Genomic DNA, 13494 nt, shown 5'->3' with positions numbered 1-13494 from the left:
GTTACTATTTTGTTAATCTGTTTGTTTCTATACTTGGTACTCCAAGTCGGTGTGGGTAGTTCACTTCCTAAACCTACGCTTTTCCACAGGCTCCACCCAAATCGTACAAAACCCCGAAGTAGCTGGCCTCCCCGCAACTTCCAGAGTCACCCCCAAGCGCTCAACATCCTTTTTACATTCTAAATCAGTAAGACCATCCGAATTCCACCTCATCAAATTCCGAGCAAACTTCCCCTCAGCGCTAGTCGCCCACCGCAAACCCTCCGCCTGTTCCTGAGTCAGATGAACCGCCTCCCCCGGCGCAAACCCTCCTTGCGACCAAAGCACACCCATCCATCCCATCAACGCACCGACACCCAACGTCGTCAATAGAATACCCGCCGCCACCATCAGCGAACGGGCAGAAGTCGCTACTTTTGTTAATTCGGTCTGACGTACCAGAGAATTCACCGCCTCAGCAATTTGCCCCTCTTGCTTCTCAACGGCTACTCGTTCATAATTCGCCAGTGTCTTATTAATCCGCCCTACCCAACGCTCAAATGCTAACTCAAAATCCTCTGGTTTCGGGCTTTCTTGAATCAATACTTCCAATCGCCCCGTTGCTAATAAAATCAAAAATATGGGGTCAGTTGGCTCAATTTTCCCCTTAAAAGCCAACTCCAAAACCTTACGCCGATATTCCTCAGATTGACCTTCCAGAGCAATATCCAGTAACGATTTAGTATCAACAGCACCATAACTCACGGTAACATCCCCGTCGTTTCAAACGCCTCGTAAGCTGATAACATAAACGACTTAATTCGTTGCCGTCCCAATACCCCAAATTCTTGACTATTCCGAGCTAATTCAAACGTAATTCCCCTCGCATCAATGGCATTTCTTTCTCGTGAATAAAACTTAGGGAAATCAATGACTTTAACATCATATTTTTTAATCACATTTTGGACTTCTTCCATTTCTTCTACAGAACTCCAATCGTCCTCTAACCCAAAATTACGAACTAAAACATGAGCTATCTTTTTGTCAAAATGTTGTACTGATTTCAAAAATAACTGCACACTAAGCTGTTAAGCATCTAAATAGGGTATAATAAAAAACTAAGTTTAGAAAAATCAATAAAAAGATGCCTGCTAAAAATCACTTAAATGAAAAGCAAGTAGAGAAACTACAGAAAAGATTGAAAGAGGAAGAAAATGGACAAATTAGAGAAAGAATCTTGATTCTACTATTGCTAAATGATGGTAAAAAACAAAGTGAAATTGCCAATTTTTTGGGATGTTCAATAAATAAAGTATGTTATTGGTGTGTACATGGAGATCCGGACAAGTTAGAAAGCCTAAAAGATGAAAGAATGAAAGGAAATTATAGAAAAGCCACAGATAAATATATAGAGATATTATTAGAAACTGTAGAAAAAGAACCGGAAGAATTAGGATATGAATTTGGGAGATGGACAGGAGAAAGATTGGCAACTTATTTAGAACAAATCACAGAAATAAAATTAAGTGGTTCACAAGTGAGAAGGATATTAAAGAAAAAAAAGTATGTTTACTTGTGGGCAAAGTATAGCTTGGAAGAGAAAAGAGATCCAGAAAAAAGGAAATTATTTAAAAATAAAATAGAAGAGTATTTAAAAATAACAAAAGAAAGTCCAGAACAATTACAGGTATGGTTTTGGGATGAAAGTGGATTTAATTTAAGAGTAATAAAAAGAAAGAACTGGTGTAAAAAAGGAAAGAGGAGAAAGATTAGAGGAGACAGAAGAAAAGGAAAAGTTAATGTTATGGGAGGATTGAGGTACTCGGACAAAAAAAGATTTGTAGAATTTCTGGATAAAGGGAATGCAAATAATTTTTATCAAGTGTTAAAAAGTTTTTATCAAGAGCTAATTCATGAGTGGGTATTAGCGGGAAATCAAGCAGAAGAATTTGTAGAAAAAGGAGCCAAGATTGTCATTATTCTTGATAATGCAAGTTTTCACAAAAAAGAAGAATACCTAGAAAAAATCAAAGCAGAAATGCCGAATATCTATTTAGAATTTCTTCCAGAATATAGTCCAGATTATAATTTAATTGAATTGGTCTGGCATTCAGCTAAAGAATATATTGCTAATCGACTCTTTAAATCAGTTGATGAGCTAGAGTGTTTATTGCATCAGCTTTTAAATGAGGGACAGTTATCTATTAAATGGGGACGTAAACTTAAAAACAAAGGTAATGCTATAATCACAGTTTAAATGCACAACAGCTTATCGTAACCTCCTGTACAAACAAACCACTTACAAAATGTAATTTGGGATTGTTTGCCTAACTCAATTAAGTTATTTTTTTCAATCCAACTCGTCACCACCGGATAAACCTGAGCCGGTAAATTGACAATAATGCTATTGTCAAAAGCCCACTCAAAAATTTTGTCCGCTTCATAAAATTTCTTCTCATCTTCACTAAATAAAGCTTCCCGACAAACACTTTCGTAAATTCGAGAGACATCGGGGTTAGATCTGTCCGCATCTACGGCTAAAAAAGGATATTTCTTATCCATAAAATACTGGATTAAAACCCTTGCAAATAAACTCTTACCTACACCGCCTTTTTCTCCATCAATCAAATGAATTTTAGTAGGGTATTTCTCAACAGTCTCCAATCCATTTTCGCCTAAATGACTTGGGGATTTTATTGTTACTGTCATTGATACTTCTCCTGATGTTTCAGATTGTTCAGTTGTAGGGTCTACCTGTTCTAATTGAGCTTTGGTTCTTCTACTCCGACCTGCCATTTTGCTACTCCATTACTTGATTTTATAGAAATAAAAATGGGTTTTACTTCTAATCAACTCCTTACTTTTTCAGCTTCTAATCATGAAAAACCTGAATCATTAAACTCATCGCCTCCTACTAATTCTAATAAATTATCAGTTGTCAATTCATTAGAGTGAATCAAACCAGAATCCCAAGTCACTTTTATTCCATCTTCTCGGTAAAGATGTGGCAAATTGGAAGAATAATCAATACCCGCTTGGTCACACAAAAACAAAGCGTGCTTCTCCAACGCATACACGGCTTTTCTAAACATTCGTTCCAAAACAACTGAATTAATTTCCCCTGTTCGTTGATAAGCTAATGGTAGCCAGTAAGCTCGCAATGACTGGAGAATCATTTCTCTAACTGGTAAAATTTCATTCTGTTTAACGTAAGTGAGTAACACGCCATCAGTTGTATTTTTTAAAGGTTGATAAGCTGCTACGCAGCTTGATTGTATAATAGAAGATTAAGTATTTTTAGGGATATAACCCCCAATGCCAGCCAAAAATCATCTGTCTAAAGAGCAAAAAGAAAGATTACTTAAAGAAATGAAAGAAAATCAAAATGCTCAAATTAGAGAAAGGATTTTAATTTTATTATTAATGAATGAGGGAAAAACCTATCAAAAGATAGCCAATTTTTTAGAAATTTCCTATCCGACAGTAGCGTACTGGGCTGTTCATGGTGATCCCGATAAAATGGAGAGTTTTATAGATGGAAGAAGCCAAGGAAACTTTCGGAAAGCTACGGCTGAATATGAAGAAATGTTACTAAAAGTAGTAGAAAAAGAACCATCAGAATACGGATATGAATTTGGGAGATGGACAGGAAATAGATTAGCAACATATTTAGAGCAAGCAACAGGAATTAAGTTGAGTGGCTCTCAAGTCAGGAGAATATTACAAAGAAAAAAGTACGTTTACCTTTGGGCAAAGTACAGCTTAGAGGACAAACAAAATCCGGTACACAGGAAAGCATTTAAAGAGAAATTGTTAGAGTATTTAAAAATAGAAAAAGAATCACCTGAACGCTTGCAAGTATGGTTTTGGGATGAAGTAGGATTTAGTTTGAGAGTAATAAGAAGAAAAACCTGGGGGAAAAAGGGAAGCCGAAAAAAAGTAACAGGACAAAGAAGGAAAGGAAGAGTAAATCTAATGGGAGGGTTAAGGTATAGCGATAAAAAAAGAATAAATTTTGTGATTAAGAAAGGAGAATCGGAGACCTTTTATCAACAAATCAAAGCTTTACATAATTGGATTGTTGAAGAATGGATAGAGTCGGGAAAATTAGCCGAAGAATTTTTAGAAACTGGGCCTAAATTAGTAATAATTTTAGACAATGCTAGTTTTCATAAAAAGAAAGAGATTTTAGAGAGAATAGAAGCAGAAATGCCGAATATTAGGTTAGAGTTTTTGCCCCCTTACAGCCCTGACTTTAATTTAATTGAATTGGTTTGGCACTCAGCTAAAGAATATATTGCTCATCGGCTATTTGAATCAGTAGAGCAGTTAGAAGAATTATTGAATAAATTGTTAAACGAAGGAGATTTAATCATTAATTGGTCTCGCAAAATTAAAAACAAAGGAAATGCTATTTATTAAATCAAGCTGCGTAGCAGCTTATCTCATCCCAAGTTGGATAATTTCCATAGCAAAGCCTACTGCATTGCTGTTCATATTCTCTCTTGAGAGTTTGGCGCAGGCTTCCCGTTGGGAATAGAGCCAAGCTGTTTGAAAATTTCATCGCTTCGGGTGGCTTGTAATCTGGAAAGTATTCTCGACTAATACAATCACAGTCTTCTTTAAGCTGGCTGTATTCCTCGTTTTCAAGTAGTTTCTGCACTTCAGGCTGCTTGGCTAAACAAAACAGGTCATAGTAATGTCTAGCATATGCCCCAATTAATTGCCCCTGTTCCTGACTCTTGATGACCTTTGAGTGGATCGTAAATAACTTCTCGACAAAGGTGCGCCGAAAATCCAGCAATAGCATGGGAAAAGGTGATTCATCTTCTGTATCTAGACTTTGCCCGATGTGGTTTAGAAACTCAGCTATATATGAGGAGAGCAGGACAGTTTGAGTGGGGTAAGTGCCACTGCGGGTTCCCATTTCTAGGAAAATGCGATTGGCGATTGCCTCAATGCCCGAGAATTGTTGAGTATAGATAAAATAACTATTGCGATAAACCCCCCGCTTTCTTCTTCCCAACGTTGGTTCGACTGTCAAACCTAGATGATCTTCCACAGCAGCTTCTATCGCCTCCAGTTCTCGATCAACCCTATTGGCACCTAGAGGAGGAACAAAAGCTTGTCGGTTCAAAAACAAGTCGATATCTTCTGAAAACCGCTCAATTAATTTCCATCCCTTCAAAAGGCTGGTTCCGCCTTTGAAAATCACTTGACTTGGCCATCGAGTTGCTACAATTCTTAGAGCTTCAGTAACATAATAATCTTTCTCAATAAATTGCTCGGTTAGCCCTAGGTGAGCAAAATGTCCTCTAGCTGCTATCACAGCATCATGAAAATCAGGGTGTTCAAATAGTTTCACGGTTTGCTTGCCACTCCTTGGCATAGCGCAGGTTGCTTAACTTCCCAAAATTAAATCGAGAAACTGGATTTAAGCTATTTCGCAGTTTTTCGAGTTCTTGTGGACTTTTCCTTAGTTCTTGACCAATTGCTCCGAGCATGGCTCGAACTCGCGGAGGCTCTGCATCTGCTACGGATACTAATCGTTCAAAGCGATCGCCATCTCGAAAATAATCCAGTAACCGTCGCTTCGTTTCTGCTGGGGACAACTCGCTCAAATTCCCCCTATATCTTAAGAAATCAAGCAGCGCAGCATCAGTGGCTTCCAAGTTATTCCACGTTTGAGGTCGGCGAGTATAAAGTCGGACACGAGAGCCAATCAGGGTGCGAGGGACACTATTGGCAGAAGTCGCAAACTCACCTTGGATTAAATTTTGAGTTGTAAATCCCAGTAAATTAGCAGCACTTAATCCCGCCGGATGCAAATTCTGTTTAGTTAGTAGCTTTTGGATTTCATGTTGAGAAGGACGACTACGACCGAATCGAGTCGGGCGAGAACGGTAATAAAGCCCTTTGCTGACTCGTTCCAAAACTCCATCTGCTACCAGTCTACAGAGAGCTTTGCTAACTGCTGCTGATGGCAGATTAGAGAAATCCGAGTGTCGCCAATAGCTTTCTCCTCCTTCTTCAATTTGTCTACGAATTAACGCTGCGGTATTAACTCGGCTCCTTTTCATTCTCTAAACCTGGATACGCACTAATTCCATTATTCAACCTTTTCAATAGTTGTCAAGTTTTTTTACAAGAAAACTTGACACAAATGAGAATTTTCCTGCAAATATGGGATTTCCAGACTTCACAGATTTGTTGAGCCAGCTATTAAGTTGCAACCGAAAAAAATAAATCAACCGATTGGCTGATTTACGAGTTAGCAAAGGATGACCGTAAGATAGAGCGTTTTCCTTCTTAAAAACCAATAAGCTAAACATGACTAACTTTAGCCACCTGAAACCAAAAATCATAAATCAACAATTAAAAAGCTAGTGACAATAGGAATAAATAAGCTCTTAAATAAGATTAAGACAGTTTCCTTGAGTTACTAAAATTTATCTATTGAATACATTATCTTAACAAATGATTGGTAAACAAATCATCGGGAAAAACTTCACCAAACTGCTCAATTACCTTTTTTCTAAAGAAGGTGCTTCTTTAATTGGAAGCAATATGATGGGAAAAACACCACAAGAATTAGCTGTGGAGTTTCGCTCTTTTCTCCATTTGAACAATCGAGTGCAAAAACCGGTTTATCATGCAGCTTTAAGTATTCCAAAGAGTGAGGCTTTATCCGATGCTCAATGGTTGGAAATTGGTTTAGATTACCTCAAGGGAATGGGATTTGATCAAAATCAATTTGCAATCTTTCGCCATACAGATTGTGATCATGATCATATTCATATTGCCGCAAGTCGGATTAAATTAAATATTAAAGGAACTTGTGTCTCTGATAGTTGGAACTATCGACGCAGTGAGAAATTAATTGAACAATTAGAAGAAAAATATGGGTTAACACCCACCGTCCGCAGTTGGGAAAAAGAACGTCGTTCTCCCACCACAGGCGAATGTAGACAATTAGCTAGAACTGGAGAAACTAGCACTAGAGAACAACTACAAACCGTTCTTGATCAAGCTACAATTGACCAGCCTGAAATGATGGTTTTGGTTGACCGACTTACGCAGCAAGGAATTAGTGTTAGAATTAAACCTACACCTACAAAAGAATTAGGGATTAGTTATAAGTTGGGTGACGTCGCTTTTAGTGGCACTCATTTAGGGAAATCTTACACCTTCAAAGGACTTCAGAAATATCGAGGAGTTAGCTATTATTCTAATTTAAACTCAGAAGAAATTGAAGAAATCTTTAGTGGTTCTGATAACAGTCAAGATTCTCAATGTGTTGATTTAAAAGAAACATCTTTTAATGATTTATTTAATCCAAAAACTGACCCAGATAATTTAGCCTTATCAAATTGGACTGATGAGAATCCAGTCAATCAACCTGTAGAGGATCTCGATAATAGCAACTTTAACTTAATACAATCAGACTCTATCGATGATCCTTCAATTCAACTTACTGAAACAATTCAACCTACTGAAACTTTAGAAAATCATCAGCAGAATTTAGCATCACCTTGGCAACTTTTACGAGAAAGATTGATAGAAAATAGCAGTTTACCCTCTGAATTGATAGATTTGTTACACGACAAGGGATGGATTAATGCAGATGAACACAACCGTGCTGTATTTACCCTTCGCACATTGGCTGGAGAGGACAGGGGAACTTGTACTTTAGAGTCCAATGGAAAATTTTCCATTAATCCTGATCTGAAAATGCCGTTGGCTAAGACTGAGGATGACGAAACAGGCATTTTCTGGATAGCCACTCAACATAATATTGAACGAGCTATTATTACCAGTGATCCGATAGAAACCTTGTCTGCGATCGCTTTAGATCCTGATTTTAATATTAGACCGACATTGTACTTAAGCATTGATGATCCATCTTCATTCCCAATAGATTTTTTAAGGGATATTTCCACTATAATCGTTGGTTTAAAAGGGGATGAATTCGGGGAGCAAGTCTATCAAGAAATTATTGAGATTCTCCCGCAAGCTCAACGAATTAATCCAGGTATGGGAGGCTGGAATCAACTTTTAATCAATTCAGAATCAGAAATAAACAATTCATTACCTGAAACTGATCAAACTCGAAATTTAGTACAGCAAGAATTAGAACAATGGACTCAGGGTATTAACTTAAACTAATAAGCAATAAACTATTTTTATTGTTTAAATAATTTTTCTCTATCTGAGACTCAGTTTAAATAAGACTATCTCTGATAATCAATCGTTAAAAATATTCTTTTAGACAGAGTACATTAACAACATCTTTTTATCTAAAAAATATTGTCTGAAAACATAAAAAATAGCAATAGTTCTCATTGATGGCAGAAATTGTGTCCGCTTTCAAAGATTTATAGTATATTGGAAAAAAGAATTAACTATTCGTCAAAGCTTATGGCCAGTTCTACTAGGGTTTCATCTGAACTCAATATCATTCTTGACCTATTCAAGATGCCAACCGGAAAGTCTAACTCACAACGGTTCGGTGGTTGTATGGTCAATCGGCTGGGTCGATTCTGCAATCAAAACAAAACCGTGTAACTGTTGTAGCAGTTACACGGTCATTTTTAACTATTTCAGAAAAAAGCCCAACCTAAAACCTAATCTCTAACAAGCTGTATTAGTTTCGACGCTTCTCCAGCAAGTTAACCGAAGGCAAAGGTTTGGGACGTTCATCACCCTTGAAGGGTGCATCAAAAACGTAATCGTAACCATTCATAACCGTCACGATCACCATCATCATCATCATCGTCATCGTAACCATCATCATTATATATGCTAACGCCTCTAAACCGCAACAAAGCTCTACAAAAAATTATCCCTATCCAATTCCATCAACGGGATAAAGCACTCACCTCCCTCAACACGACAACCGGAGGTGAAGGCTAATGGCTAAAGCTTACTACGTCAATCGCCTCAATCCCTGTCCCGTCTGTGGAAAAGATCACGGATGTCAGATTTTGTCCGATGTCGCTGTCCTCTGTCTGCGAACCGATAAAAATAATGTCCCATCTGGCTGGGTTTGGAAAAAGGAACTCACAGGAGGTATGGGTTCCCTGGTCGTCGCTTCCAACTCCCAAACCGAACAAGAGCGCCAACAACAACGAGAACAATGGCAACAACAGCGAGAAGAACGGAAAAAACAGGACAGACAGCGCAAAGCAACCGCTTTAACCGATGAACAACGAGACCAAGAAGCTCGAAAACTCCTCAAACAACTGGGTTTAAGTACCCGTCACCGTCAATCTTTACTCAATCGAGGATTAACAGATGCAGATATTGAAGCAATTGGCTTTAAATCTGTCACTCGCTATCAACATTTAATGATTCCTGTTAATCCTAATTTTCCAGGTATCAGTATCGATGGACTAACCTTACAAATTAAAAATGATGGATTTCTCATTCCTTTATTCAGTTTTAAGGGATTAATTATTGGGTTTCAACTCGCATCTGATAATCGAGAAGATGGCAAATATAAACACCTTGTCCGGCCTCATTTAAAAAATGGAGAACTGCCGTTACAGTTCTATCAAACCAGTTCCAGAAACTTAGACCTTATTGAGGGAACGTTAAAACCCTTAATCGCTTCACGGCGGCATCACTTAACCGTAGTCGGTGCGGGGGGAGTGAATTGGCATCATTCTCCTGAACAATTCCAAGCGATTCTTGAAGAAATTCAACCGGAAAGAATCGTCTTAAATTCTGATGCCGGTTCTCTCCTCAATCCCCAAGTTTTGAGGCAATATCGAGAACTTAATCAGTTTATCAAACGATTAGGATATACCCTTGAAATTAGAGATTGGGGTCAAGGAAAGCAACTTAAATCTCAAGGGTTAGATATCGATGAAATTGATATTCAAACCTTTAATCAAGCTACCCTGATTTCCTTTGAAACTTGGGCAGGAATTGCCGAAGCGGGAGATTCTCATTCTTTAACTCTTTCTCAAACAGAATTGTTTGAACAGTTCAAGCTTCCACAACTCCAAGAGGAATTAACCCAAACCTTAAAACAGTTTTATAGCCACCATCTCCGTAAGGGTAAAAAACTTGATCAAACAACAGAATTTGCAGCTAGTTCAATCCCAAAAACGACCTCAATTCCAACTCTCCAATCAACGGCAATTGTTCTTTGGAAACCTCAGATTCTAACTTCCATGCCTTATATTCCAAGACAACTCCCAATGGTTGATGAATGGCAACAATTAGGACATCCTCAATTTATCATTCAACAAGGAGAACGACTAACTTTTTATCAAGAAGCGTATGAAAGAGGATATAAATATCTTAAAGATTCAACTCCTGCTGGACATGGTAAATCTCATGATGCTGGATTAATTAACTTAGAAACCTTTGGAATTAAACCCCATCAAACTGAGAATAAAACTCGTATTTTCTACTTATCTCCTGACCATCGAAACCCCACCAATGCTACCATTGAAGGCAACTATATTGACCTCGAATCGCGCCATAATGGTTTAGTTTATGATTTCAGTCGCCGTACTCCGTTGGGCAAGCCTTACATCATTCGAGCTACAAGTTTAGATCAAAAAAATGGAACTATTACTATCCCTTCTAATTGTCCTGAAAATGACACATTTTTAACAGTTTCTGAACTTGGATTACCGGTTTTTGGGGGGAAAGACTCACCGATTTGTCAATCTTGCCCACTACTGAGTCAGGGCTGTCCTTTTCTACTCAATCGTAGGGAGACTTTAAACTATGAACCGTTAATTAGAGCCGATATTAATTCGATTCCAACTCCTTCAAAAGATGACATTTTAATTGTTGAAGAATCCGATAAAAATATTAAAAATGCTCATCAAATTACTATTAAAATTGATGAGATTATCAAAACAGCATCTAAATTGCAACTTCGAGATGATGAACGCATTTTCAAGGCATTACGTCCCCTTTTAATGGCAGTTTATCAAGCGTTAGAAGAAGTTGATCAAGAAAAATATAAATGGGGTATTTATCATCATCAAGTGATGGAATTGATGCCATCTATTGATGAGTTAAACCAAAAAATCTGGGAACTTTATGCTGATGATTGGTTGAAAGCAGATAATGTTTGGGGTACTCCTATCTGGGATTATGAAATGATTAATGGTGAAGTTACCGCGATTAAAATTAGTGGAACCAATTGGATCGCCCCTTCCCTCAAGGATTTGAAAAAAGAATGTTATAAGATTTTTGAGAATTATGAAAAATACCTTAATTCTCTTGACACCCCTCAACAAAAACAAGCTGCAATTAAAGCAAATATTATTCCATCTTGGCTACCTATTTTAATCGATTGCGTAACGGGAAATAAAAGAATTAATTTGAGAATTAATAATGGTAAATTAATGATAACTAAATTGGCTAAACGCCATCGTAATATTATTAAAAATGCAGGGTTTTCGATTGCGTTAGATGCAACTCAATCTAAAGAAGATTACGCCTTCAGTTTAGGGATTAATCCGAATGAAATTTTAGAAGTAAGAGAGGTTCAACGTTGTACACCCAACTTGCATATTCATCTGATTAAAGGGTTAGGAAATTGCGGTAAACAACGACGAGACACCCAACAGCAACGGATTAGAATTGGCATTGAAGCGATCGCAAAAATTCACAAAGAACAAGGTCACAATATCGGATTAATTGACCATAAATCCGCCATCGATCATTATCAAGACTTAACAGATGATTTGAAATTGGGGTACTGGCATCGGGATACCAGGGGTTCAAACCAATTCCTCAATACTCAAAGCCTGATTAGTATTGGTAGACCTGTCCCTAATTTAGGGGGAATTGGGGCTGAATATCAGATTTTAGGGGGATGGGTTAACTGTCCTGAAAAATTAATCGGGCAATATGGCCAATGGGTCAACCGCAAAATCACCTCAGAACTCATTCAAGACGTTAGCCGACTTCGCGCCCACCTGCGACCGTCCGAACAACTTCACAGTTACTTAGTTGCAGACTTCGATCAGCATACCATCAGTCAAATCCGGTTAGCCTTCCCCGGCGCAACCGTCACCGTTGAGAAGATTGATGATTATGCCCCTGAAGCGGCTTCTAAAGGCGCTCAAACCGAAAGGGGAATTATTGAAGCACTCTGGCATTCCATTCAAAGCGGCACTGTCGCCACTATCGACGAAATCGCGTCCCTACTCGGAATTACTAAAAGTGGGATCACCAATAACCTTAAAGACCGATTGGGTATAGGGTTCAGGCTCCTGAAAAAAAGTTTACTTTTGTTATTAGAAAGTATTAAGTAGGTAGGCAGGAAGAAACCAAAGTATGTAAAGATAAATGAAGATGGAGAAGAAATCTACCGAGGTCATGAAAATATGGGTGCTCGTTTAAGGGTATTTCTGACTCGTGAGCAAGACAAAACCCTGTTCAACCTGAGAACAGCAGATGTACCACAGAAAGTTAAAGACCGAGCCGAAGTGATTCGCTTAAATTCACAGGGTTGGTACGTCGAAAAAATAGCAACTTATTTCAATTGGACGGCACAGACTGTCAGAGAAGTGTTGCACAAATGGGAAAAGTTGGGGCTAGAAGGGTTATGGGAAAAACCCGGTCGCGGGGGGAAAGCCAAGTGGAAAGAAGAGGACTTAGTATTTTTAGAAGAATGTCTCAGAAGAGAACCCCGGACATACAACTCTGAGCAATTAGCCCAAAAATTAGAACAAGAACGGTCGATTAAATTGAGTCCCGATAGATTAAGACGGGTGCTCAAAAAAAGGGGGTGAATTGGAAGCGAGCCAGAAAGAGCCACAAAGGAAAACAAGATCCGATAGTCCGTGCTCAGAAACAGGCAGATTTAGAGATGTTGGAATTATCGGCTGCGGCTGGAGAAATTGACTTAAAGTATTTAGATGAATCGGGTTTTTGTCTGTGGAGTGAACCGGGTTACACCTATTATTTTAGGGGGGAACAAAAACGTTTAGAACAAACACATCGTCGGGGTCGCAGATTAAGTATTATTGGGTTTTGGCAACAGCAAATCAGTTTTGTTTATGGCTTGGTGATTGGAGGTGTGAATCGCAAGTGTTATATCCAAATGATGGAACAAGAAGCAACAGAGGCTGAAAAAGCCGGACGGATGAGAGTTATTGTCCAAGATAATAGCCCGATACATCAATGCCATGAGGTGAAAAAACTCTGGCCAAAATGGGAAAGTATGGGTTTGTATATTTTCTGTTTACCTAAATATTGTTCCGAAATGAATCCGATTGAATTAGAGTGGCAACATCTCAAAAAAGATGAACTATCAGGACAAACATTTGAGGATGAATTAGACCTAGCTTATGCGGTAATTAATGGTATTCAAGCTAGGGCAGAAAGAGGAAACTACACCACACAACGGATGAAATTTCACTCGGAGCAACAACAAAGTTAACTTTTCGTTACATACTTGTTGATTTTCTCGCCCACCTACTTACTGGGTTATTTCCTTATGGTTTAGAAGAAACCCGATGGCGAAAATGGGTTCAAGTT

At 38.3% G+C, this 13494-nt stretch carries 11 protein-coding genes; 5 read left to right on the top strand and 6 right to left on the bottom strand.

Translation table 11 applies throughout. The features are described 5' to 3' along the window. Positions 1 to 60 precede the first annotated feature (60 nt). On the bottom strand, positions 61 to 744 hold the full coding sequence (locus PL11201_RS16565; RefSeq protein WP_042158473.1) for a DUF6753 family protein: 684 nt from the start codon (positions 742 to 744) through the stop codon (positions 61 to 63). Next, positions 741 to 1046, bottom strand: a complete 306-nt coding sequence (locus PL11201_RS16560) for a hypothetical protein (RefSeq protein WP_200816796.1) — start codon at positions 1044 to 1046, stop codon at positions 741 to 743. Before PL11201_RS16560 ends, PL11201_RS16565 begins: the two co-directional genes overlap by 4 nt. Positions 1047 to 1123: 77 nt before the next feature. Between PL11201_RS16560 and PL11201_RS16555 the strand changes: the two genes are divergently transcribed. After that, positions 1124 to 2236 (top strand): IS630 family transposase, encoded by a 1113-nt coding sequence (locus PL11201_RS16555; protein ID WP_079678737.1) that lies wholly within the window; start codon positions 1124 to 1126, stop codon positions 2234 to 2236. Here PL11201_RS16555 and PL11201_RS16550 read toward each other — a convergent pair. Beyond that, the gene (locus tag PL11201_RS16550) at positions 2233 to 2775 is read right to left on the bottom strand and encodes a P-loop NTPase family protein (RefSeq protein ID WP_200816795.1); all 543 of its coding nucleotides are present in this window, start codon (positions 2773 to 2775) and stop codon (positions 2233 to 2235) included. The genes PL11201_RS16555 and PL11201_RS16550 overlap by 4 nt on opposite strands. Positions 2776 to 2855: 80 nt before the next feature. Continuing rightward, complete coding sequence (locus PL11201_RS16545; protein WP_234996737.1) at positions 2856 to 3203, bottom strand: hypothetical protein; 348 nt, start codon at positions 3201 to 3203, stop codon at positions 2856 to 2858. A 91-nt stretch (positions 3204 to 3294) separates the two neighbouring features. On the opposite strand from PL11201_RS16545, the gene PL11201_RS16540 reads away from it, so the two are divergent. Continuing rightward, on the top strand, positions 3295 to 4401 hold the full coding sequence (locus PL11201_RS16540; protein ID WP_079678947.1) for an IS630 family transposase: 1107 nt from the start codon (positions 3295 to 3297) through the stop codon (positions 4399 to 4401). Position 4402: 1 nt separating this feature from the next. Here PL11201_RS16540 and PL11201_RS16535 read toward each other — a convergent pair whose 3' ends face one another. Then, complete coding sequence (locus PL11201_RS16535; RefSeq protein ID WP_079680019.1) at positions 4403 to 5344, bottom strand: nucleotidyl transferase AbiEii/AbiGii toxin family protein; 942 nt, start codon at positions 5342 to 5344, stop codon at positions 4403 to 4405. Then, the gene (locus tag PL11201_RS16530; RefSeq protein ID WP_079680018.1) at positions 5331 to 6059 is read right to left on the bottom strand and encodes a DUF6088 family protein; all 729 of its coding nucleotides are present in this window, start codon (positions 6057 to 6059) and stop codon (positions 5331 to 5333) included. The genes PL11201_RS16535 and PL11201_RS16530 overlap by 14 nt, the downstream gene beginning before the upstream one ends. A gap of 397 nt (positions 6060 to 6456) precedes the next feature. On the opposite strand from PL11201_RS16530, the gene PL11201_RS16525 reads away from it, so the two are divergent. The 3 genes from PL11201_RS16525 to PL11201_RS16515 all read left to right on the top strand — a co-directional run bounded on the left by PL11201_RS16525 (position 6457) and on the right by PL11201_RS16515 (position 13396). Beyond that, positions 6457 to 8145: a relaxase/mobilization nuclease domain-containing protein gene (locus PL11201_RS16525; protein WP_079680017.1), complete on the top strand. Its 1689-nt coding sequence runs from the start codon at positions 6457 to 6459 to the stop codon at positions 8143 to 8145. Between the two features lie 746 nt (positions 8146 to 8891). Continuing rightward, the gene (locus PL11201_RS16520) at positions 8892 to 12266 is read left to right on the top strand and encodes a hypothetical protein (protein WP_079680016.1); all 3375 of its coding nucleotides are present in this window, start codon (positions 8892 to 8894) and stop codon (positions 12264 to 12266) included. A gap of 72 nt (positions 12267 to 12338) precedes the next feature. Continuing rightward, positions 12339 to 13396, top strand: a protein-coding gene (locus tag PL11201_RS16515; protein WP_234996736.1) for an IS630 family transposase whose coding sequence is annotated in 2 segments (ribosomal slippage) — positions 12339 to 12731 and positions 12734 to 13396 — 1056 coding nt in all. Because the reading frame shifts where the segments join, the coding sequence is not laid out codon by codon here. The last annotated feature ends 98 nt before the right edge of the window (positions 13397 to 13494 follow it).

The organism is Planktothrix sp. PCC 11201 (genome assembly GCF_900009135.1).
Classification (GTDB): Bacteria; Cyanobacteriota; Cyanobacteriia; order Cyanobacteriales; family Microcoleaceae; genus Planktothrix.
This window is presented reverse-complemented; position numbering and strand designations above follow the sequence as displayed.

What these genes read in the sequence shown, in the direction of transcription:
- PL11201_RS16555 (WP_079678737.1), top strand. Translation starts at nt 1,124, where the DNA reads ATGCCTGCTAAAAATCACTTAAATGAAAAGCAAGTAGAGAAACTACAG.
- PL11201_RS16520 (WP_079680016.1), top strand. Translation starts at nt 8,892, where the DNA reads ATGGCTAAAGCTTACTACGTCAATCGCCTCAATCCCTGTCCCGTCTGT.
- PL11201_RS16525 (WP_079680017.1), top strand. Translation starts at nt 6,457, where the DNA reads ATGATTGGTAAACAAATCATCGGGAAAAACTTCACCAAACTGCTCAAT.
- PL11201_RS16530 (WP_079680018.1), bottom strand. Translation starts at nt 6,059, where the DNA reads ATGAAAAGGAGCCGAGTTAATACCGCAGCGTTAATTCGTAGACAAATT.
- PL11201_RS16540 (WP_079678947.1), top strand. Translation starts at nt 3,295, where the DNA reads ATGCCAGCCAAAAATCATCTGTCTAAAGAGCAAAAAGAAAGATTACTT.
- PL11201_RS16550 (WP_200816795.1), bottom strand. Translation starts at nt 2,775, where the DNA reads ATGGCAGGTCGGAGTAGAAGAACCAAAGCTCAATTAGAACAGGTAGAC.